This window comes from Candidatus Omnitrophota bacterium (genome assembly GCA_028693815.1).
Classification (GTDB): Bacteria; Omnitrophota; Gorgyraeia; order Zapsychrales; family Aceulaceae; genus Aceula.
Genome location: JAQUUP010000001.1, coordinates 37460 through 59861, shown reverse-complemented (window position 1 = coordinate 59861; position 22402 = coordinate 37460). Strand labels below are relative to the sequence as shown.

15 protein-coding genes and 1 pseudogene are annotated in these 22402 nt (G+C 40.0%); 14 read left to right on the top strand and 2 right to left on the bottom strand.

The window, feature by feature from the left end:
* A complete protein-coding gene (locus tag PHY73_00225; protein ID MDD3374139.1) occupies positions 1–2439 on the top strand; it encodes a glycosyl hydrolase family 65 protein in 2439 nt (812 codons plus the stop codon).
* Positions 2418–3581, top strand: a complete 1164-nt coding sequence (locus PHY73_00220) for a thiolase family protein (protein MDD3374138.1) — start codon at positions 2418–2420, stop codon at positions 3579–3581. The genes PHY73_00225 and PHY73_00220 overlap by 22 nt, the downstream gene beginning before the upstream one ends.
* On the opposite strand, the gene PHY73_00215 is transcribed toward PHY73_00220, so the two are convergent.
* On the bottom strand, positions 3576–4685 hold the full coding sequence (locus tag PHY73_00215) for an NAD(P)/FAD-dependent oxidoreductase (GenBank protein ID MDD3374137.1): 1110 nt from the start codon (positions 4683–4685) through the stop codon (positions 3576–3578). The two genes, PHY73_00220 and PHY73_00215, sit on opposite strands and share 6 nt — an antisense overlap.
* A gap of 113 nt (positions 4686–4798) precedes the next feature.
* On the opposite strand from PHY73_00215, the gene PHY73_00210 reads away from it, so the two are divergent.
* On the top strand, positions 4799–5329 hold the full coding sequence (locus PHY73_00210) for a DUF2148 domain-containing protein (protein MDD3374136.1): 531 nt from the start codon (positions 4799–4801) through the stop codon (positions 5327–5329).
* 17 nt (positions 5330–5346) lie between these two features.
* Positions 5347–5823, top strand: a complete 477-nt coding sequence (locus PHY73_00205) for a hypothetical protein (protein ID MDD3374135.1) — start codon at positions 5347–5349, stop codon at positions 5821–5823.
* Between the two features lie 86 nt (positions 5824–5909).
* On the opposite strand, the gene PHY73_00200 is transcribed toward PHY73_00205, so the two are convergent.
* Complete coding sequence (locus PHY73_00200) at positions 5910–6278, bottom strand: response regulator (protein ID MDD3374134.1); 369 nt, start codon at positions 6276–6278, stop codon at positions 5910–5912.
* 97 nt (positions 6279–6375) lie between these two features.
* Between PHY73_00200 and PHY73_00195 the strand changes: the two genes are divergently transcribed.
* From PHY73_00195 to gltB, 10 genes and pseudogenes are all read left to right on the top strand, one after another.
* Positions 6376–7620, top strand: coding sequence for a GAF domain-containing protein (locus tag PHY73_00195; protein MDD3374133.1), 1245 nt, complete (start codon positions 6376–6378; stop codon positions 7618–7620).
* Positions 7621–7650: 30 nt separating this feature from the next.
* The gene (locus PHY73_00190; protein ID MDD3374132.1) at positions 7651–8616 is read left to right on the top strand and encodes a DUF1016 N-terminal domain-containing protein; all 966 of its coding nucleotides are present in this window, start codon (positions 7651–7653) and stop codon (positions 8614–8616) included.
* Positions 8617–8960: 344 nt separating this feature from the next.
* Positions 8961–10325: an SUMF1/EgtB/PvdO family nonheme iron enzyme gene (locus PHY73_00185; GenBank protein ID MDD3374131.1), complete on the top strand. Its 1365-nt coding sequence runs from the start codon at positions 8961–8963 to the stop codon at positions 10323–10325.
* A 63-nt stretch (positions 10326–10388) separates the two neighbouring features.
* Positions 10389–11288, top strand: a pseudogene (locus tag PHY73_00180) (Bro-N domain-containing protein).
* 318 nt (positions 11289–11606) lie between these two features.
* Positions 11607–12869 carry an ammonium transporter gene (locus tag PHY73_00175; protein ID MDD3374130.1) on the top strand — a complete coding sequence of 421 codons (1263 nt, stop codon included), beginning with the start codon at positions 11607–11609 and terminating at the stop codon, positions 12867–12869.
* 29 nt (positions 12870–12898) lie between these two features.
* Positions 12899–13240, top strand: a complete 342-nt coding sequence (locus tag PHY73_00170) for a P-II family nitrogen regulator (protein MDD3374129.1) — start codon at positions 12899–12901, stop codon at positions 13238–13240.
* Positions 13241–13311: 71 nt separating this feature from the next.
* Positions 13312–15408: a glutamine synthetase III gene (locus PHY73_00165; GenBank protein MDD3374128.1), complete on the top strand. Its 2097-nt coding sequence runs from the start codon at positions 13312–13314 to the stop codon at positions 15406–15408.
* Positions 15409–15418: 10 nt separating this feature from the next.
* Entirely contained in the window at positions 15419–16123 is a 705-nt protein-coding gene (locus PHY73_00160; protein ID MDD3374127.1) for a type 1 glutamine amidotransferase, read from the top strand.
* Positions 16124–16161: 38 nt separating this feature from the next.
* Positions 16162–17847 carry an NAD+ synthase gene (locus PHY73_00155; GenBank protein MDD3374126.1) on the top strand — a complete coding sequence of 562 codons (1686 nt, stop codon included), beginning with the start codon at positions 16162–16164 and terminating at the stop codon, positions 17845–17847.
* Positions 17848–17863: 16 nt separating this feature from the next.
* A complete protein-coding gene (gene gltB / locus PHY73_00150) occupies positions 17864–22402 on the top strand; it encodes a glutamate synthase large subunit (GenBank protein MDD3374125.1) in 4539 nt (1512 codons plus the stop codon).

Below are 22402 nucleotides of genomic sequence, written 5' to 3'. Positions count from 1 at the left end.
ATGAATACATGGAAATTGATATACGATAAATTTGTTCCAGAAGAGGAAAATCTAAGAGAAGCGCTTTGTACTCTCGGCAATGGATATTTTGGAACGCGAGGCGCTGCGCCAGAGACGGTAGCAACAAAAGTCCATTATCCGGGTACATATATTGCAGGTGTTTATAATGAGCTTGTGACAGATATCGCTGGGCGAAAAGTTGCTAATGAAGATTTTGTTAATTGTCCTAATTGGCTAATGCTTAATCTTCGTGTTGGAGATGGTGCTTGGTTTGATCGCCTGAAAGTAAAAATTCTTTCTTGGAGAGTGACGCTTGATATGCGTAAAGGCGTTTTGTCTCGTCGAGTGCGCTGGCAAGACGAACAAGGGCGAATTACAGCAATGGATAATTATCGCATTGTTAGCATGGCAAGTCCTCATTGCGCGGCTCTTCGCTGTACAATTACTCCCGAAAATTATAGCGGTAAGATAACTATTCGAAGTGGAATTGATGGTCAAATTATCAATGCTGGCGTTGAAAGATATAAGCAGCTTAGTTCGAAACATTTAGAAGCAAAATCTTTGGGTTGTTTTGGACGCGATGGACTTTTTTTGCAAATGCAAACAAATCAATCAAAGATTGAAATCACAGAGGCAACGCGGACACTTGTTTTTCGTGATAATAAGAGGATATATCCTAATATGCGTGTTTTAACGCACGGCCATGAACGTGCTGTTAAAGAATTTACTATTGATGTTCAAAAAGGAAAGAAATATGTCGTTGATAAATTAATGAGTTTGTACACTTCTCGAGATCAGGGGATTGTTGATAATTGTTTGGCTGCGCAGGAATCTGTTTCAAAAATAGAAAGTTTTGATAGCCTTTATCGGGCGCATGCGGCTCGATGGCGTGCTTTATGGAAAAAATGTGATATTGAAATCGAAGGCGATGAATTAAGTCAGCTTGTGCTGCGATTGCATGCATTTCATTCTCTTCAAGTGGCATCAACTTATAATGAAGAAATTGATGCAGGTCTTCCAGCTAGAGGCCTTCATGGTGAGGCGTATCGCGGACACATTTTTTGGGACGAACTTTATGTTTATCCTTTTTATAATTTAAAAGCTCCAGAAATCACCAGAGCGCTTTTAATGTATCGTTATCGTCGGCTTTTTGCAGCAAAAGAATATGCCAGAGAAAATGGATATAAGGGAGCAATGTATCCATGGCAAAGCGCGTCTGGCGGCAATGAAACAACCCAAACCGTTCATCTGAATCCTATGTCTGGAAAGTGGGGACCGGATTATAGCTGTCTCCAAAGACATGTTTCAATTGCAATTGCCTATAATGTTTGGACGTATTATTACACTTCTGGTGATAGTGATTTTCTTAATCGTTATGGCGCGGAAATGATTTTAGAAATTTCTCATTTTTGGTCAAGTATTTCAAAGTTCGATGAAAAAAAACAAAGATATTATATAGAGAACGTTATGGGGCCAGATGAGTTTCATGAAAAAATTCCTGGTTCAAAAAAATCTGGCCTTAAAAATAATGCGTATACGAATATTTTAGTTGTTTGGATTTTAGAAAAAGCATTATTTTTGCTTGATTCTATGAGCGAAGAAGATAGACATGCTCTTCTTTTGAAAATTGAGGTAACCCCCGAGGAAGTTGAGCGGTGGAAAGATATTACAACTAAAATGGAAATCGTAATTGGAAAAGATGGCATTATTCATCAATTTGAAGGATACATGGATCTTAAAGAATTAGATTGGGATGAGTATCGAGAAAAATATGACAATATTCATCGCATTGATCGTATCTTAAAGGCAGAGGGAACTTCTCCCGATAATTATAAAGTTGCTAAGCAGGCAGATACGTTGATGACTTTTTATCTTTTGAATGACGAAGAAATTCGCGCAATTTTTAAGAAGTTAGGATATCCAGTTTCTAAGGATATGTTTCGAAAGAATTATGACTATTATGTTCAGCGCACTTCCCATGGTTCGACGCTGAGTCGTGTGGTTCACGCCTATCTGGCGCAGCGCATCGGGTATGAAGACCTGGCAATGGAACATTTTAAGGATGCGCTTAAAAGTGATCTTTATGATACACAAGGCGGAACAACTCAAGAAGGCATTCATTGCGGTGTTATGGCTGGGACGATTGATTTGGTGATGCGTTGTTTTGCGGGTTTGAGTGTTCAAGATGATCAGATTTCTTTAAATCCTCAACTTCCAAAAAAATGGAAAAGAATGAAATTTTCTGTTCGTTATCGCGATATTTGGTTTAACATTGAGATTACACGCAAGAAAGTTGTTGTAAGGCCAGAGCTTTTAAAGAAAATTTCATTGCAGCGAGTATCAGAAGTTTTTATTGTTGTGAATAATAAAAAATATAAATTAACTCCAGGCGGAAAGACAGTCATTCTTTTAACTAAATGGCTTCCAATCAAATTTTAACTCCTATTTATATTATTGACGGTGCGCGCACTCCTATTGCGAGCACGTATAAAAGTCTAAAAACTTTTTTAGCGGCACAACTTGCCAGTTTTGTTATTGACGAAATTTGCAAAAGATATCCTCAAATTAAAGAAAAAATTAATCAAGTAATTTTAGGTAACACTGTTTCAGCTGGAACAGGCCAAAATATGGCGCGGCATGCTGTTTCATTGTCTATGCTGGATATCAGCACGCCTGCTTTTGTGATTAATAGTGTTTGTGGATCAGGATTGGAATCTGTTATTGTTGGAGCTCAGGCGATATTGAGCGGTCAAGCGGATTTGGTTTTAGCTGGTGGGACAGAAAGTGCGTCGCATAATCCTCAAATTATTAAGAATCAAGACGAGTTAATCGAGAGTCTTCTTTCAGATGGGCTTTGGTGCGTGATGTCAGATTTTCATATGGGTCAGTTGGCAGAAAATTTGGCTGAAGAATTTAATGTTTCAAGAGAGGCGCAAGATCAACTTGCACTTGAAAGTCATCAAAAAGCGTTTAAAGCACAAGAGCAAGGAAAATTTGATGAGGAAATCGTTCCAATTAAGAAAGAAAATGGTGAAATATTTTCAAGGGATGAGCGCATTAGAAAAAATATTAGCTTAGAAAGAATGACAAGACTCCCAAGTTCTTTTAAAGAATCTGGGACGGTAACGCCTGGTAACGCGTCATCAGCGGCGGATGCCGCAGCTCTTGTTTTGTTGGCAGGTGAGCAGGCAATGAAGAAATATGGATTTAACCCTAAGGCAAGAATTTTAGGATATTCATCTGTAGCGCTTGAGCCAAAGAATTCTTTTTTAGGTGCAATTAAAGCAGCCGAAGAATGTCTTAAAAAATGTAATTTAAAGAATGATGATATTGATCTTTTTGAGATCGGAGAATCTTTTGCTTCTCAAGCTGTTTTGACAAAAGAGAGACTAAATATTAAAGATTCAAAATTTAATATTTTTGGTGGAGATATCGCTCTGGGTCATCCTTTGGGATCGACAGCGACGAGAATCCTAGTGACATTGCTACATGCCTTAAAAGATCAAAATAAAAAGATTGGTTTGATGAGTATTTGTTTTGGTGGTGGTGGAGGGGTTTCGATGATTATTGAAAGATTATAAAAGGTCTTTTACCATTTCAGCGATTGCTAGGCACGATGTAAGACCTGGCGATTCAATTCCAAGTAAATTAACAAAACCTTCAAGTCCGTTATTTTTTTCATGTGCGATAACAAAGTCCCTAAATTTATCTGTTGGGGATTGGAGTTTTGCACGAATGCCACATGTGTCAGGAGCAAGATCTTCTTGGGATAAACCTTCAAGAAATCGAGAAACAGAGATCTGAAATTTTTCTTTATCTCGTTCGTTAATAGCGTAATCAATGCAATCAACAAATGCAGCATCTGGACCAAGGCGAAGACCACCGGCAAGATCAGGCGTGATATGAATACCTAGATCAGTTGCACTTGGTGGCGGATAAATAAGATGTTTGATATTAAATTTCTTAGGATTGTTAATACGAAAATACTGACCTTTGCTGTAATAAATTTTGTAGTTATTTTCTTCAATATCAATGCCAGCCATTGAAGCAATTTGATCAGCATAAAATCCTCCTGCATTGATAATAATGTTTGTCTCAAAAGAGAAGAGCTCCCCAGAAGGCTCTTTAACGGTGATTTTGTATTTTGAAGTTTTTTTCGTGATATTGACGACTTTTATGTTGTAAGCAAAATCAACGTTATTGCGCTTTGATTCTTCAGAAAAAAAGTGCATAAGCTTGTGTGAGTCGATGATTCCTGTGTCAGGACAAAGAAGCGCTTTTTTGGCTTTAATATCTGGTTCTAGAGTGTCAAGTTCTCCATCTTTTAGAAAACGAAGATTTGTAACACCGCTTTCAATTGCATTCTTTCGAATGTGCTCAATTGTTTTTTCTTCGTTATTATCACAGGCGATTAGAATCTTTCCAAGTTTTTTATGAGGGATATTATGTTTTTGGCATAAATCATAAAGCATTGTTTTCCCTTTAATGCAAAGTTTTGCTTTAAGGGAATTTTTTGGGTAATAAATGCCAGCATGGATAACTTCAGAATTGCGAGAAGATGTTTCGCGTCCAAAAGAATCATGTTGTTCAATGATAAGAATGTCTTTATATTTTTGTGACAATATAAAGCCTGTGGCAAGACCGCAAACACCGGCTCCAATAATTGTAATATTTGTTTTATCCATAACGGGTTTTATTTTACACTTGCCTTTCAAAAAGTCCAGAGGCAAATTAATGGATAGAAAACAGCTTTTTTTTATGATAGCATAAATACGTTATTCTTTTAATAGGGGGATGTATGATTGAAGAAAATGAAATAAAAGAACAATCACTCAAAGATATTGCACAAAAAATGATTATAGCGGCACGCACGGCTCCTAAGGGGAAAGGGGTTGATACGTTTGTTTTTAAGATCGCAGAATTTAAAGACATCAAGACTCTTTCTGATAAAACAAGAGAAATGGGCGAAAGGTATGATGCTCCGGGATTTTTAAGAGACGCGCAAAATATTCTAAATTCTTCTATTATGATTTTAGCTGGCACAATAATTAAGCCAATGGGTTTAAAGAAGTGCGGTATGTGTGGTTTTAAGGATTGCGCAGAAAAAGATAAGCATAAAAATATTCCATGCGTTTTTAATACAGGAGATTTAGGCATTGCGATTGGTTCTGCTGTGGGTGTGGCTATGGATCATCGCGTTGATAATCGTATTATGTATAGCGTTGGACAAGCAGCTCTTGAGATGGGGATTCTTGGAAAAGATGTCAAAGTTGCGTATGCAATCCCATTAAGCGCAACATCAAAGAGTCCGTTTTTTGATAGAAAATAAATAAAGGAAAAAAAGAAATGAAACATTCCATTCAAAAAGGTTTTAGCTTTGGACTTAGTTCAGGAATTATTACAACTTTGGGGTTAATTGTTGGTCTTTATTCAGGAACAGGATCTAAAATGGTTGTGATTGGCGGTATTATAACGATTGCGATTGCAGATGCTTTTTCAGATGCCCTTGGCATTCATCTTTCGGAAGAGGCTGAAGCTGTTCATACGGAAAGAGAAATTTGGGAAGCAACCATATCGACTTTTGTTGTTAAGTTTTGTTTTGCTATGATTTTTGTTATTCCGATTATTTTGATGGAAATGCTACCCGCTGTATTTGTAAGCGTTGCCTTTGGGTTGTTAGTTTTAGGTGTTTTTAGCTATTATATTGCTAAAAAAGATAAGACAAATCCTGTTAATGTTATTTCTGAGCATTTATTGATCGCTGTGATTGTTGTTATTGTGACGTATTATGTTGGAATATGGGTGTCGAAAGTTTTTAAATGAGCACGCAATCTTGCGGAGCAAGGCGAACGCAAGTTGCTGTGCGAATTTACCTCGCCCTTGAAACGTGTTGAGGGTAATGAGATTGTCTAGTTGTTTAGAAGTTCTTTTATTTTCTCTAGCAAGGAAGGAATGCTGACAGGTTTTATTAAGTAAGCATCTGCTCCGACATCGCGACCGATTTCGATATCTTTTTCTTTATCGCGGGATGTTAAAAGAATAATGGGAATATCTTTGTGTTTAGGGTCATTCTTAATAAGCTGACAAAGATTGTATCCATTTATAATAGGCATCATAACATCTAGAATAATTAAATCTGGATATTTGTCCATGGCCATTTGGAGACCCGTGGCCGCTTGAGTAGCTGACAAAACAGAGTATCCATTTTCTGGAAGCTTCGTCGCCAAAAGTTTTGTTTGAACAGGATCATCATCAACAATTAAAATCTTTTTTTCCATATTGATATTTTAGCGTGTTTCCAGAGAAAAGGGAAGTTTTGTTTTTTTGTGTTAAAATATTCTCTAAGCTATTTATAAAAAGACCCTCAAATTGATTATGATTGAAAGAACGAAAAAAACGCAACCTAAGAAATCAGTGATTACTCAATCTCAGCAGATAGAGATTTTGAGTAAAATTGTTGATTTGACAAGTTCGGACCTTGATTTAAGCTTTATTTTAGGTGAGGTTGTTAGAATTATCAATACAATCACAAGAGCAGATTCTGTTTTTGTGTATCTTTTTGACAGTAAAAAGAAGGTCTTGACTTTGCTGGCGTCAAAAACGCCGCACAAAAAAGAGCTTGGCGCTGTGACATTAAAAGCTGGAGAAGGAATCACTGGTTGGGTTGCCAAAGAGAGTAAAATAGTTCATATCAAGAAAAATGCCTACAAAGATTCTCGTTTTAAGAATTTTGATGTTTTGCCTGAAGATAAATACGAGGCCTTTCTTTCTATTCCTATTATTTTTAAGAAATCGACTATTGGCGTTATTAATGTTCAGCATAAAAAAGAAAGAGATTTTTCAAAGAGCATTGTGACTTTAATTTCTACCATCGCGAAACAGGTGAGTGGTGTTATTGAAAATTCTCGTCTTTATGCGGAAGCCAAGAAAAAGGCCGCGCAGTTTGATCAATTGATGAAAGTCAGCCAGTCGATTACATCAGAAAGTTATTTGGATGAAATTTTAAATTTAATTGTTGTGGTGACGGCTGAAATGTTGGATTCTAAGATTTGTTCGGTGATGCTGTTAGACGAGAAAAAGCAAGAGCTTTCGATTAAGGCAACGCAGTTTTTAAGTGAAGATTATAAGAAAAAGCCTAACATCAAGGTTGAAAAATCTTTATCCGGCGAGGCCGTGAAAGCAAAAAAAGCTAAGATGTATTTTGATGTTCGCATGGAAGAAAAGTATGCTTATCGTAACCTTGCAGATAAAGAGCAGTTGAGTTCGATGCTTTCAGTTCCAATGATTGTTAAGGACCGCGTGATTGGCGTTATTAATATTTATACCAAGAGGCCTCATGCCTTTTCGCAAGAAGAGGTGAGCGTTCTTCAAATGGTGTCTAACCAAGCCGCGATTGCGATTGAAAATACAAAATTAGTTGAAGAGACGGTGAAGGCCAAAGAAGCGCTTGAAACACGCAAGCTGATTGAACGGGCCAAAGGTGTTTTGATGCGGATTCAAGGGTTGGCAGAAGAAGAAGCTCATAAAGTGATTCATAAGAAAAGTATGAATTCTTGTAAGAGCATGAAAGAGGTGGCGGAGTCCATTATTTTGATGGATGAGCTACAAAAGAAGCTGTAAGAAAAAGAAGGGATAAGGATTACGCCCAAAATGCTTTTGCCGGTCATGTATCAAACGCTTGCTAAGTTTATCAAATGTGAAATAGCAAGCAGTCAAAAGAAAATTGAGCGCACCAAGATTGCTGCCTATTGGAAAATAGGTGAGGCGATTTCAAAGCATTTGCTTCATTACAGCGATCGCGCTGGATATGGCGATCATATTTTTGAGAAATTGGCAACGGACCTTGAAATCGCGGAGACGACCCTTCGAGATTCCGTACGATTTCATCAAATGTTTCCAATTCCGCACGCGCGTACGGAATTGGGGTGGAATCATTATCGGGCACTGCTCACCATTAAGGATAGCGACAAACGTCTTGAGTGGCAGCGCCGTTGCGCGCAGAAATACCTTTCTGCGCGCGAGCTTAAAAGACAACTCGCGCTTAGAATTCCAAAGACAAAAAAGAAGGCGCCGAATTCTTCGGCGCCCACCAACCCAGCAAAAATTTCGACACTTGTCTTTAGCAGAGGGGAGTTGGGCACCTTGGGGGTGGCTGAAAAAGTAGCCATCGAACCCAAGAAAGAATCAATCTTTGTTGATTTTGGTTTTAATATCTTACGAGAGCTGCCGCGCACACAAAAACTTTCAGGAATGATAAATAAAAAACCGCAATATACTTTCAAGGCTTATGTGGAAAAGATTATCGACGGCGACACGCTTTGGAGTCAGATTGATTGTGGCTTTGGTACGTTGACGCGTCAAAAATTACGCCTTCGCGGGATTGATTGCCCAGAGTTAAACACGAAAGAAGGCCAAAGGGCTAAATGTTTTGTAACAGATGCCTTTGTTGATTGCGCGTTTATTGTTGTGCAAACGCATAAGAGCGATAAATATGACCGCTATCTCGCGGATATTTTCTTTTTGCCTCACGCGACGGATGCCAATGGTGTTGCCAGAGAAGGGAAGCTGTTGAATCAGGCACTGCTTGACGCGGGGCTGGCAAAAGAATATGATTGAGGTCTAAACTTACAGAAAATAATGACGTAAGTTTGTAGGCCGAATTTATTTTGTTTTTCGTTTGGTGAAAAATTAGAATTTGTGGCGAGAAGATCTTTAGAGGGTAAATATTTAACAAAGGAGATTTTTATGTTTTTTAAGAAATTCTTAAATCTTACCATTTTTCTGTTTGCGTTTTTATTTCTTTTCCCCCCCCCTCACTTGTTTTTGCCAATGGTCTCGCCATTGCCAATTTCGGTCCATCAAAAATTGACACAACCAACGACACGCTCACGTTTACTTTTGATATTACCTGGAACAATAGCTGGCGCACGGATGAAAATTATGACGCGGCCTGGGTCTTTATGAAATATTATTATAGTGGTGAATGGCATCATGCCACCATGGCTAGTATAGGTGTTAATCCTGCGGGATTTGTTGTGCCTCAAGGCAGTGAGATTGTTTCTCCTGATGGCATGGGATTTTTTATTCAAAAGGCTGTTAAAGGTGCTGGAACAGTAACTTTTGCTTCTGCAAAATTTGTCTGGGATTATGGTGCCGATGGACTCACTGATGCCAATGTGCAAAGCTCATCAACAACTTTCAAACTCTTTGGCATTGAAATGGTGTATATTCCTACCGGAAGTTTTTATGTTGGTTCTGGAGGAACAGAAACAGGCAGTTTTACCGATGGCTCTTGGGTCTCAGGCGCCACCATTCCTTTATCTATAATTTCTGAAGCCGCGCTAACCGTAGCACAAACCGCTGGGAACCTTTGGTATACGGCTTCAGGTAATTCTGGCGATCAGGCAGGCCCTATCCCAGCCGCTTTTCCTAAAGGCTACAATGCCTTTTATCTTATGAAATATGAAATATCCCAAGGTCAATACCGTGATTTTTTAAACACACTTACCTATGATCAACAAGAAACCAGAACAGCTGAGGCTCCGAGTTCAGCCCCAGGAACAGGGGCTTTTAGCGCAATGAATGTTCTTCGTTCTGGTCTTGATATTAAAACCGCTGGGACAGATAATACAGTTCCGGCTGTTTACGGATGCAACTTAGATGCTGATGCAAATTATGATGAAACAGTTGACGGACAAGGAATTGCCTGCAACTATTTATCCTGGGCTGATGTGGCGGCTTATTTGGATTGGGCGGCTTTACGTCCCATGACTGAACTTGAATTTGAAAAGGCCTGCAGAGGCCCGCTGGTACCCGTTGCCAATGAATATGCCTGGGGTAACGCGACTCGTGCGGACGCCGCGTATACGTTAGCAAATTCTGGCGCGGCAAATGAGAATACTTCCGCGAATTATAAAACCGATGGTAAGGGTAATTGCTTATATGTAACGACAGAGAATGATTTTAGCGGGCCTTGTCGTGTGGGAATGTTTGCCGGGCATGCAAGCAATACAGGACGCGTTACAGCCGGTGCTGGGTATTACGGCATTATGGAGTTGAGCGGTAATTTAATTGAGGCAGCAATATCTGTAGGTAATACAACAGGAAGAGCGTTCGCAGGAACTCATGGCAATGGAGCATTAGATAACACGGGCAACGCAGATGCTACGAATTGGCCGGGTATAGACGCCGTTGGCGCTGGGATGAGAGGAGGCGCCTGGTCTTTAGGGACCTTTATGGAAAGTTCTAATCGTGGTGCTGGAGTCCTAGGTACTGTTAATCGCGCCTCTTCTTCTGGCGGGCGTGGGGCGCGCACAGCGCCGTAAGAGTTGGCGAATACTCTATAATGGGGCATAAAAATATCAAAAAATAAAATCGAATCAAAAGAAATAGAAACAGTTCATAAGTTGGCTATTTTTAAGGGCAAGCAGATACGCCGGTTAATCCATAACGATGAGTGGTGGTTTTCGGTTGTTGACGTGTGTGGAGCTTTGACCGGAAGCCCTGACTCTGGGGCATACTGGAGAAAGCTGAAGCAACGCTTAAAAAAGGAAGGTAGCGAGGTCGTGACAAATTGTCACGGACTGAAATTAGAGGCTCCGGATGAAAAAAATATAATATGGATTGTGCGAAGACCGAGGGTATTTTCCGTATAATTCAGTCAATCCCCTCTCTCAAAGCCGAACCTTTTAAGCGGTGGCTGGCAAGGGTTGGATATGAGCGGATTAAGGAAATTGAAGATCCTGAGCTTGCCACTAAACGCACAAGAGCCTTGTATAAAGCAAAAGGCTATTTAGACGTTTGGATTGAGAAGCGCATGCAAGGCATTGCCATCCGCGAGGAATTAACGGACAAACGGCAGAAACGAGGCATTCAGGAGCAAGGAGATTACGCTATTCTAACGGCTGAGATATCCAAAGCGACATTTATTTGATATGACGCCTGCTGAATACAAAAAGTATAAAAAACTAAAGCGTGAGAATTTGCGGGATCATATGAATGATTTGGAGCTTATCTTCTCTATGCTTGGCGAAGCCTCAACAACAGAAATTCCCCGCAATAAAGACGCTCAAGGGATGCATGAAAATAAAGAATCCGCAAGGCTTGGCGGAAGTGTTGCCGGAAAAGCCCGCAAAGATTTAGAGAATAAAAGTGGTAAAAAAGTTATAAGTAAGAAGAATTATCTCAAAGTCTCGCAGGATCAAAAATTGCTCAAGGGCAAGTGCTCAAGGGCAAGTGCTCAAGGGCAAGTGTCAAGGGCAAGAAATGATTTTGTTGACAAATTTTAGAAATGTTGTATATTTAGGTTAGTAGTAGGGCAATGAAGTCCTCTTGATCCGATGAAGGGTTGAGAGGTTTTTTTGTTTGGGCAAAGATGTCCGACATTTTTCCGACGAGAATCGAAAGGAAGAAGTCGGGCTTTTTTAATGACGTCTTAATTTATGGAACATGAATTATTGACGGAATTAATTCTGCGATGCGAGCAGGATAATGATTTGTTTTGGGCAATGACGTCCTTGTGAAAAGCCATTGGTGGCATCTTTAGGCTTTAACTTTGAGGATTTTCTTTTTTAAGAAAGAAAATCCTTTAAAAAAAGGAGGGCGAAATGAACCTAATTGATTTAGCAAGCATGCGTACAGGGATTGATACCTTGTGGGTGCTTATCGCGGCTTTTTTAGTGTTTTTTATGCAGGCAGGATTCGGCATGGTTGAGGCTGGTTTTATTAGGGCTAAAAATACCTGTAACATTTTGACTAAGAATTTTCTTGATTTTTGTATGGCATCTTTAGGATTTTTTATTTTTGGATATGCCATTATGTTTGGGGTTGGCAATGGGTTTATTGGATTAAAGGGCTGGTTTTTAGTTGGAGCTGAATCTGGAGCGGATGTTCCTTTGTACGCGTTTTGGTTGTTTCAGGCTGTTTTTTGTGGCGCGGCTGCAACAATCGTAGCAGGCGGCATGGCTGAGCGTATGAAGTTTCAGGCTTATTTGATATATTCGTTCTTGATTTCTGCTTTTATTTATCCGATTGTTGGTCATTGGGTCTGGGGTGGCGGCTGGTTAGCTGATTTTGGATTTTTAGATTTTGCTGGATCAACCGTTGTTCATGCTGTTGGTGGAACAGCTGCTTTAATCGGAACCATGATGTTAAAACCGCGTATTGGGAAATATAATCCAGATGGAAGCGCTAATGCTATTGCAGGTCACAACATTCCGCTGGCTTCTTTAGGTGTTTTTATTTTATGGTTTGGGTGGTTTGGATTTAACGCAGGATCGACGCTAGGTATAGGGGACGGCAGTTTAATTGCACGCGTTGCGATTAACACGAATTTAGCAGCCGCCGCTGGAGGCATTATAGCTATGTTGGTTGTCTGGAAAATGTTCGGAAAGCCAGATCTTTCTATGGCAATGAATGGCGCTTTAGCTGGTCTTGTTGCGGTCACTGCTCCTTGTGCTTTTATTGATCCTTGGGCAGCCATTGTGATTGGCAGCGTTGGAGGCGTTTTAGTTGTTTTTGGAGTTGTTCTTTTAGACAAGCTTCACATCGACGATCCGGTTGGCGCTTTTCCTGTTCATGGGATTAATGGCATTTGGGGAACTTTGTCGGTTGGGCTTTTTGGCAAAGCAGCTTTAGGTGTTTCTGCGGATGGGTTGTTTTATGGAGGCGGTGTAACTCAGCTTGGTATTCAAGCGTTGGGAGTTTTTGCCGCGGTTGGTTTTGTTGGTGTCGTGATGGGAATTATTTTTAAGTTGATTGACGCCGCGATTGGCTTGCGTGTTAGCGGAGAAGAAGAGCTTAAAGGTCTCGACATTGGCGAACACGGAATGGAATCTTATACAGGTTTTCAGATTTTTACAACACAATAAAACAACTTATATTGACGGAGGAAAATATCATGAAACTAATTATTGCGATGATTCAGCCACACAAGTTACCAGATGTTAAGAAGTCATTATTTGAAGAGGGCGTACATAAAATGACGGTTACGAATGTTCTTGGCTGCGGCCAGCAAAAAGGGTATAGTGAGACTTATCGTGGTGTTGTGCATGAGGTGAATCTTTTAAAAAAAATTCGCTTAGAAATTGCTGTTAATAAAGACTTTGTCGAGCCAACGGTTCAGGCGATTATTAAGGGAGCTAAAACTGGTAATATTGGAGATGGGAAAATTTTTATTTTAGATTTGCCACGCTGTGTTCGTATTCGAACTGAAGAGGAAGGGCCTGAGGCAATAGGATAGCGAAGTGAGTTGTTTTTATTAAAGAAGAACTTTTTGAAATAATGATTAGGAAAGCTTAAAGAGGAGGAAAAATGAAAAAAGAAAAAGAAGTGCAAACAGTTGCTGATTTTTTTGGTGAAAATGTTTTTAGTTTAAAAACAATGCGTAATTATCTTTCAGAGAAAGCGCATAAGTCTTTGAGTCAAACAATTAGGACAGGGGGAATGCTAGATCCTACTATTGCAGATGAGGTCGCTGATGCGATGAAGACGTGGGCTGTTTCAAAGGGAGCAACGCATTTTACGCATTGGTTTCAGCCTTTAACCGGAACTACAGCAGAAAAGCATGATTCTTTTATCTCTCCAGACGGAGAAGATGGAATTATTTTAAAGTTTTCTGGAAAAGAATTGATTCAAGGTGAACCGGACGCCTCTAGTTTTCCGTCAGGAGGCCTTCGCTTAACGTTTGAGGCTCGCGGTTATACAGGATGGGATCCGACAAGCCCTGCTTTTATTAAAGAGGGTCCTGAAAGCGCGACGCTTTGTATTCCAACCTATTTTATTGGATGGCATGGTGAGTCGTTAGACAAAAAGACACCGCTTTTGCGTTCAATCAAAGCATTGTCAAAACAAGTTTGTCGTCTAGGCGAGCTGTTTGGTATTCAGTCTAAAGGCAAACAAGCTTACGCGACATTAGGCGGGGAACAAGAATATTTTTTAATTGATAGAGATTATTATTATCAAAGAATTGATCTTATTCAGACAGGGCGCACTCTTTTTGGAAAAGCGCCAGCAAAGCATCAGCAGATGTCGGATCATTATTTTGGAGCGATTAAAACGCGTATTATGGGTTTTATGGAAGAATTTGATCGCGAGATGTGGAGATTGGGCATTCCCGCAAAAATACGACATAATGAAGTTGCTCCTTCGCAATATGAAGTAGCGCCAGTTTTTGAAAGTCTTAATTTGGCGGTTGATCACAATATGATTTGTATGGAAATTGCCCAAAAGGTTGCGGAAAAGCACGGACTTGTTTGTCTTTTACATGAAAAACCTTTTGCGGGCGTTAACGGTTCAGGGAAGCACAACAATTGGTCTGTGGTCGGTCCTGATGGGAAAAATTGGTTAGCTCCAGGAGACAACCCACATGAAAATGCAAAGTTCTTAGTCGTGCTTTGTGCTGTTATTCAGGCCGTTGACAAGTATGCGGAAATATTGCGTGTTTCGATTGCGTCAGCGGGAAATGACCACAGGCTTGGTTCTCATGAGGCGCCCCCCGCGATTATTTCTGTTTTCTTAGGCGATCAACTTGCTGATGTTATTGAGCAAATTGAAAAAGGGGGAGCAAAAGTATCTAAAAAAGGCGGCGTGTTAGAGGTTGGTGTGGATTCTTTGCCGACGTTGCCACGAGACGCAACGGATAGAAACAGGACATCCCCGTTCGCGTTTACAGGGACTAAGTTTGAATTTCGGGCCGTAGGATCAAGCGCAAATTTAGCAGGACCAAACATTGTTCTAAATACAATTGTCGCCGATGCCTTAGACGAGATGTGCGAAACATTAGAAAAAGATAAAAAGGCTAAAAAAGACTTTAATGGATCTGTTCAGAATCTTTTGAAGAGTATTATTAAAGAGCATAAAAGAATTATCTTTAATGGGGACAATTATACAGAAGAGTGGGTTAAGGAGGCTAAAAAAAGAGGTCTTCCGAACTTAAAGAATACCTCAGAGGCTTTAGAGATTCTAAAGAAACCTGAAATTTTAGCGTTATTCGAAAGACAAAAAGTTTTAACTAAAATAGAGTTAAATTCTCGCTATGAAGTTTATAAAGAGACCTATGAGACCATTCTTGATTTTGAAGGTCGACTTGCGGCGGACATGGCCAAAACGATGATTTTACCTGTTGTTATTGAGTATCAGAATCAACTTGCCGAAACAATTAAGAGCGTTGAATTTGTTAATAAGACAAAATCAACGGCAACGCGTAAGCTGCTTAAAGAAATCACAAAGCAAGCAGAATTAGCTTTAGGTTTGGTTGACAAGCTAGAGGCTGTTGTCAAAAAAAGAGATGGTGTAAAAACCAGACTCGCCATGGAAGACTTGCGCGCGCCGATTGATGCTTTAGAAGGATTGGTTCCGGCAGACATTTGGCCACTTCCGTCTTATGCGGAAATGTTGTTTATGCTTTAATGACAAGACGATGATTCTTTTTTTAAAGCATATTAATATTGAAGGTCCAGGCTTATTGAAAACGTTCTTTGAAGATGAAGGGCTAGAAACAAAGACCCTTGAAGTAGACAAGTTCAGCGCAATGTCCGAAGATTTTTCGGGCATTGACGCTGTTGTGATTTTGGGTGGGCCAATGAATGTGTACGAAGAGGAAAAATATCCTTTTCTTATCTGGGAAGATAAGTTTGTTCGTCAGTTGGCAGAGAAACGCATTTTTTGTTTAGGAATTTGTTTAGGGTCTCAGCTTTTGGCTAAAACTTTGGGAGCTAAAGTAACAAAAGCTGAAACTAAAGAAATTGGTTTTTACGATGTTTCTTTAACCCAAGATGGGCTAGAAAATCCACTTTTTGATCGACTAGGACGTTCGCTAAAAGTCTTTCAGTGGCACGAAGACATCTTTGATATTCCTAAGGGTGGAAAACTTTTGGCTAGCTCTAAGGAATGTACAAACCAGGCGTTTTATTTTGAGCCAAATATTTATGGACTTCAGTTTCACGTAGAAATTGATCGGCCAATGATTGAAAGCTGGATCAAGGCGTATTGGGGAATTATAGATATTTCTAAAGACAAGAAAGCCCAGGAAATTCTAGAGGGATATGACAAAATCAGAACTTTACTTAGCTCTCAGGCACGTATTATTTGTAAGAATTTTATAAGCATTATTAAGGAAAAATAATATTTTTTTTAAAATTTGTTGTATAGAAAATAGGTAAGATGAAGAAAATCAGAATTGCATTAGCACAGGGGAATACGACGGTTGGTGATTTTGAAGAAAACGCCAAGGAAATCTTAGGCTTTATAGAAACAGCCAAGCAGATGGATAGCGATATTGTTGTTTTCCCAGAGCTAAGCATTACAGGCTATCCACCGGAAGATTTGTTGCTAAAAAAACATTTTGTTGATGATAATATAAAAGCACTGCACCGCGTAGCTTCAAGAATAAAAAACATTACAGCAGTTGTTGGTTTTGTAAATTGTGGCCGTGATAAAAAACTTTATAACGCGGCCGCTGTTATTTCGGGAGGCGCCATTAAAGGCATTTATTCTAAAGAATGCCTTTTGAATTACGGGGTTTTCGATGAAAAACGTCATTTCTCAAAAGGAGAAAAGAATTCTATTTTTTCTTTAAACGGAGTTTTGTTCGGAGTCAGTATTTGTGAAGATATTTGGGAAGAAAAAGGGCCGTGCGTTCAACAGGTTAAAAAAGGCGCTCAAATACTTTTAAATCTTTCCGCTTCTCCGTACTGTCGAGGAAAAACTATCCAGCGTCAATCACTTCTTGTTAAGCGGGCAAAGCAAATGAAATCTTTTGTTTGCTATTGTAATCTTGTCGGTGGACAAGATGAGCTTGTTTTCGATGGGGCGAGCGTTGTTATTAGCCCCAAGGGTGAGATTTTAGCAACAGGCCGACCATTTGAAGAAGATTTGATTGTTGTTGATGTTGAGGTTAAGGAAAAGAAAAGAGCTAGTTCTGTTAGTGTGTGCGCGTTTAAGCAAAGCGTATCCGAAGAAAAAGTTTTTGTTAAACCAAAGAAGAATAAAAAATTAAGTGCTAATGAAGAAATTTATAATGCCCTTGTTTGTGGAACGCGCGATTATATTATTAAAAATGGGTTTAAAAAAATTGTTCTTGGTGTTAGTGGCGGGATTGATTCGGCTTTAGTGGCTGTGGTTGCCAGCGACGCTATTGGCAAAGAAAATGTATGGGGTGTCTCTATGCCGTCACAATATACATCAAAAGAAACAAAAAAAGATGCTCAAAGATTGGCTAAAAATCTCGGAATTAATTTTATGGAGATACCGATAGGTCCAGTTTATCAAAGCTACATTCAAGCGTTGAGAAATCAATTTATAGGACAAAAAGAAAATATTGCCGAAGAAAATTTGCAGGCACGTATTCGGGGAAATATTTTGATGGCTCTTTCTAATAAATTTGGACATCTTGTTTTGGCAACAGGAAACAAGAGTGAGATTTCTGTTGGGTATTGCACTCTTTATGGAGACATGGCAGGGGGTTTTGCCCCGATTAAAGATGTTCTTAAGACAAAAGTTTATGAGTTGGTTGATTATCGCAATCACAAAGAAGGCTTTGATTTGATTCCGCAGAGCATTATCCTGAGGGCTCCTACAGCAGAGCTTAAAAAAGGACAAAAAGACCAAGACAGTCTTCCACCCTATGATATTTTAGATGCATTTTTAGAGTCTTATGTCGAGGGAGATCATGGTTTGAAGCTTTTAAAGCGAAAAAAAGGTGATGTTGCGTTGGGCAAGAAGATTATTAAGCTTGTTGATCAAATGGAATATAAGCGCAGACAGGCACCTTTGGGGGTTAGAATTACGCCAAAAGCTTTTGGTAGAGATCGTCGATTACCTGTTGTGAATAAATATGTGGAGAAATAAAAAAGGGATTTAATTTATGAGTGATAATTTTGTTATGAAAAAACAGGGAATGTATGATCCTTGTTTTGAACATGATAGCTGTGGCGTGGGATTTCTTGTTAATATTGATGGCAGAAAGTCTCATGATATCGTTGTTCGTTCAATCAAAGTTTTAGAAAATCTCCTTCATCGCGGCGCGACTGGGGGGGATGGTAAGACTGGTGATGGAGCAGGAATTTTGATACAGATTCCGGATGATTTTTTTCAAAAAGAATGTCAGGCGCTTAAGATTTCTCTGCCGCGGCAAGGTTGTTATGGGGTCGCGATGATGTTTTTGCCTCAGGCAAATGATTTACGTGGTATTTGTCAAGAAATGACGGAAGACATCACAAAACAAGAAGGTTTAAAATTTCTAGGTTGGCGAGTTGTTCCTGTTGACAGTGATGTTCTCGGTGAGAAAGCCAGACAAGAACAGCCTTTTATCGCGCAATGTTTTATTTCTGGAAAGAATCTTACTGCTGAAACTTTTGAACGGAAATTATATGTTTTGCGCAAAGAGATCGAGCATAAAGTTCAAGAAAAAATATCTAGGGGGGATCAATTTTATATTCCAAGCTTTTCTTGTCAAACAATTGTTTATAAGGGATTGATGATGGCAACACAGGTTTCTGATTTTTATAGAGACCTTGAAGATCCATTGTTTACGAGCGCTCTAGCCGTTGTCCATCAGCGTTATAGTACCAACACATTTCCTTCGTGGCAATTGGCGCAACCGTTTCGTTATTTAGCACATAATGGTGAGATTAATACTTTGCGTGGAAATTTGAAGCAGATGCAATCTCGAGAAAAATCTTTATCATCGGATCTTTTTGGTGAAGACATTAAAAAGATATTACCAATCATTGATTTTGGTGGCAGCGATTCGGCTTGCTTAGACAATGCTTTGGAGCTGTTAGCTAATGGGGGACGAGATTTGCCTCATGCCATGATGATGATGATTCCTCAGGCGTGGGGTGTTAGATATCCTATTGGTCCAGACTTGAGAGGATTCTTTGAATATCATGCGGGACTTATGGAGCCTTGGGATGGACCTTCAGCTGTTGCTTTTAGTAATGGTCATGTTGTTGGGGCTTTGTTAGATCGTAACGGACTTCGTCCTTGTCGATATACGATGACTAAAGATGGGTTTATGGTGCTGGCTTCTGAGGCTGGAGTTTTGGCGATTGACTCTAAGGATGTTGTTGAAAAAGGATCTTTGCGTCCGGGAGAAATTATTTTAGTTGATTTAAAGAAAAAACGCGTTTTAAAGAATACAGAAGTTAAGACTTTTTATGCTCGCTGTCAACCGTATCGAAGATGGGTTCAAGAGAACAAAGTTGGATTGCATGGATTTTTTAGTGACATTAGTCCTCTTCGGGTTGATCAGTCAACTTTGATATTGCGTCAGCGTATGTTTGGCTATTCGCGCGAGGATCTTAAGGTTATTCTTGGGCCTATGGCAGTCAGGGGGGAAGAGCCTGTGGGATCTATGGGATGTGATACGCCGCTAGCGATCTTATCTGAAAAACCGCAACTTCTTTATTATTATTTTAAGCAACTTTTTGCGCAAATTACAAATCCCGCGATTGATCCTATTCGCGAGGAGCTTGTTATGTCTTTGATGACGTTTATGGGAAGCTGTGGAAATATTTTAACGGAGGTTCCTCAAAACGCGCGTTTAATTAAATTGACGCATCCGATTCTTTCTAATGAAGATCTGGAGCGCGTAAGTTCGCTAAAATTAAAAGATTTTTGGGCAACGACTTTGCAAATGGGTTTTCCCCGTAAAGGAACCGGGGAGGATCTTAAAGAAGCGTTGGATCAATTGCGACACACCGCCGAGACCTCTGTGCGCAATGGATGTTCATTGATTATTTTAAGTGATCGTCATCTGCCGAAAGATGTGATGCCCATTCCGGCTTTATTGGCGCTTTCAGCAATCCACCAGCATTTGACTAATGAAGGGTTGCGTACTCATGTTGGCATTATTATGGAAACAGCAGAGGCGCGAGAAGTTCAGCACATAGCGCTTTTGTTAGGCTATGGAGCCACGGCGATTAATCCCTATTTGGCTTTCGAAACAGTAGCCGATATGGCACAACAAAAGATGTTAGAAAAAGAAGTCAGGACTACGAGGGCTTTAGAAAATTATATTCATGCGCTTTGCAAAGGACTTTTAAAAATTATGTCGAAGATGGGAATTTCGACTTTGCGTAGTTATCGAGGAGCGCAAGTTTTTGAAGCCGTGGGTTTAAATCGCGATATTATTGAGAAATATTTTACTGGCACGGTTTCTAACATTGAAGGCATTGGGCTTGATGAAATTGCCAAGGAGATAAGCACGCGTTATGAGCAAGCTATGCATGATTCTTTGGTCCTTGGTGATACGCTAGCCAATGGGGGTCAGTACGCGTTTCGCAAAGATGGGGAAAGACATTTGTGGACACCAGAAGCGATCTATAAATTACAAACAGCGACGCGTAATAATGACGAGAAAGTTTATAGAGAGTATGCCCAGCTTATCAATGATCAGACGAAAAAACAATACACGTTGCGCGGGCTTTTTAAATTTAAGGAAACAAAAGCTATTTCGATTGATGAGGTTGAGCCAATTTCTTCTATTATGAAAAGGTTTGTGACATCGGCTATGTCATTTGGGTCTATTAGTCGTGAAGCCCATGAAACATTGGCGATTGCCATGAATCGTATCGGCGCTAGGAGTAACAGCGGTGAAGGGGGAGAAGATCCTGCTCGTTATCAATTGCTTCCTAATGGTGACGATCGGTGTAGTGCCGTTAAGCAGATCGCGAGTGGTCGTTTTGGTGTTACGGCTGAGTATCTGGTTAATGCTAAAGAGCTTCAAATTAAAATCGCGCAAGGAGCTAAACCAGGGGAAGGGGGACAGCTTCCGGGTCATAAAGTTAATGAAGAAATCGCGCGAGTTCGACATTCAACTCCTGGCGTTACTTTGATTTCTCCGCCACCACATCATGATATTTATTCAATTGAGGATATTAAACAATTAATTTTTGATTTAAGGAATGTGAATCCGCAGGCACGCATTTCTGTTAAATTAGTTTCTGAAGCCGGTGTCGGCACGATTGCCGCTGGCGTAGCTAAGGCTCATGCCGATATGGTGCTCATTAGTGGTTATGATGGAGGAACAGGTGCTTCCCCTCTGACTTCTATGAAGCACGCGGGTGTTCCGTGGGAGCTGGGTCTTGCAGAAACTCAGCAGACACTTGTTTTAAATAATTTGCGCGGTTGTGTTCGTCTTCAGGCTGATGGTCAAATGAAGACTGGCCGGGATGTTGTGATTGCCACGTTGTTAGGCGCGGAAGAATTTGGATTCGCGACAGCGTCTTTAGTGGTTTGTGGATGCGTGATGATGCGCAAGTGTCATTTGAATACTTGTTCCGTGGGTGTTGCAACACAGGATCCGCAATTACGCAAAAATTTTAGTGGTAAGCCAGAGTATGTGGTAAATTTCTTTTCATTGATTGCTCAAGAAGTTCGAGAATACCTGGCCCAGCTTGGCATTAAGACTATGGATGAAATTGTTGGGCGTAGTGATCTTTTGGAAGTAAATGAGGCGATTGATTTTTGGAAAGCTAAAGGATTAGATTTCTCAAGAATTTTCGCTCAAATTTCTCATGAAAAGAATGTGGCTGTGCGCTGTCTGGAGTCTCAAGACCATGATATCGGAAATGTGCTAGATCACAAGCTTATTGAGCTATCACGGGAAGCTCTTGAAAAGAAAAAATCTGTTTTGATTGAGCTACCCATTGCGAATACTAATTTAACAACAGGGGCGATGCTCTCTGGAGAAATTGCAAAGCGTTATGGCCATGAAGGCTTATTCGAGGACACCATTGTTTGTCGCTTTAAAGGAGCCGCGGGACAAAGCTTCGGCGCTTTTGCCTCTCAGGGAATGACTCTTATTTTGGAAGGCGAAGCTAATGATTATTTGGGCAAAGGTTTGTGCGGTGGCAAGATCATTGTTAAGCCGTATTCAGAATCTACCTATAATCCTAGCGAAAACATTATTTGTGGCAATGTTCTTTTGTATGGGGCAACTTCGGGAGAGGTCTATATTCATGGTTGTGTTGGCGAGCGATTTGCTATTCGCAACAGTGGTGTTCATGTCGTTGTCGAAGGCATTGGGGATCATGGCTGTGAATATATGACAGGAGGGCGCGTTGTTATTTTAGGAGAGACTGGCATTAATTTTGCTGCTGGGATGAGCGGAGGACTTGCCTATATTTATGATCCTGAGAGCAGGCTCGATGGTCGATGCAATTTGAGTATGGTTGATTTAGAGCTTTTGAATGATAACAAAGACATTGAAGAACTTAAAAGTATGATTGAAAAACATTTCTTTTACACCCAAAGTCAAAAGGCTAAATACATTTTGGATCATTGGGAAAAAGAGGTTCCCTGTTTTGTCAAAGTTTTCCCAATGGAATATCGACGGGTTTTAGGAAAAATGATGAAAGAAGATGAAATAACAGAGCGCGAAGAACAGGTATTTAAATAA

What these genes read in the sequence shown, in the direction of transcription:
- PHY73_00155 (MDD3374126.1), top strand. Translation starts at nt 16,162, where the DNA reads ATGAAGAAAATCAGAATTGCATTAGCACAGGGGAATACGACGGTTGGT.
- PHY73_00205 (MDD3374135.1), top strand. Translation starts at nt 5,347, where the DNA reads ATGAAACATTCCATTCAAAAAGGTTTTAGCTTTGGACTTAGTTCAGGA.
- PHY73_00185 (MDD3374131.1), top strand. Translation starts at nt 8,961, where the DNA reads ATGAAATATTATTATAGTGGTGAATGGCATCATGCCACCATGGCTAGT.
- PHY73_00220 (MDD3374138.1), top strand. Translation starts at nt 2,418, where the DNA reads ATGGCTTCCAATCAAATTTTAACTCCTATTTATATTATTGACGGTGCG.
- gltB (MDD3374125.1), top strand. Translation starts at nt 17,864, where the DNA reads ATGAGTGATAATTTTGTTATGAAAAAACAGGGAATGTATGATCCTTGT.
- PHY73_00195 (MDD3374133.1), top strand. Translation starts at nt 6,376, where the DNA reads ATGATTGAAAGAACGAAAAAAACGCAACCTAAGAAATCAGTGATTACT.
- PHY73_00200 (MDD3374134.1), bottom strand. Translation starts at nt 6,278, where the DNA reads ATGGAAAAAAAGATTTTAATTGTTGATGATGATCCTGTTCAAACAAAA.
- PHY73_00215 (MDD3374137.1), bottom strand. Translation starts at nt 4,685, where the DNA reads ATGGATAAAACAAATATTACAATTATTGGAGCCGGTGTTTGCGGTCTT.
- PHY73_00190 (MDD3374132.1), top strand. Translation starts at nt 7,651, where the DNA reads ATGCTTTTGCCGGTCATGTATCAAACGCTTGCTAAGTTTATCAAATGT.
- PHY73_00170 (MDD3374129.1), top strand. Translation starts at nt 12,899, where the DNA reads ATGAAACTAATTATTGCGATGATTCAGCCACACAAGTTACCAGATGTT.
- PHY73_00210 (MDD3374136.1), top strand. Translation starts at nt 4,799, where the DNA reads ATGATTGAAGAAAATGAAATAAAAGAACAATCACTCAAAGATATTGCA.
- PHY73_00175 (MDD3374130.1), top strand. Translation starts at nt 11,607, where the DNA reads ATGAACCTAATTGATTTAGCAAGCATGCGTACAGGGATTGATACCTTG.
- PHY73_00160 (MDD3374127.1), top strand. Translation starts at nt 15,419, where the DNA reads ATGATTCTTTTTTTAAAGCATATTAATATTGAAGGTCCAGGCTTATTG.
- PHY73_00225 (MDD3374139.1), top strand. Translation starts at nt 1, where the DNA reads ATGAATACATGGAAATTGATATACGATAAATTTGTTCCAGAAGAGGAA.
- PHY73_00165 (MDD3374128.1), top strand. Translation starts at nt 13,312, where the DNA reads ATGAAAAAAGAAAAAGAAGTGCAAACAGTTGCTGATTTTTTTGGTGAA.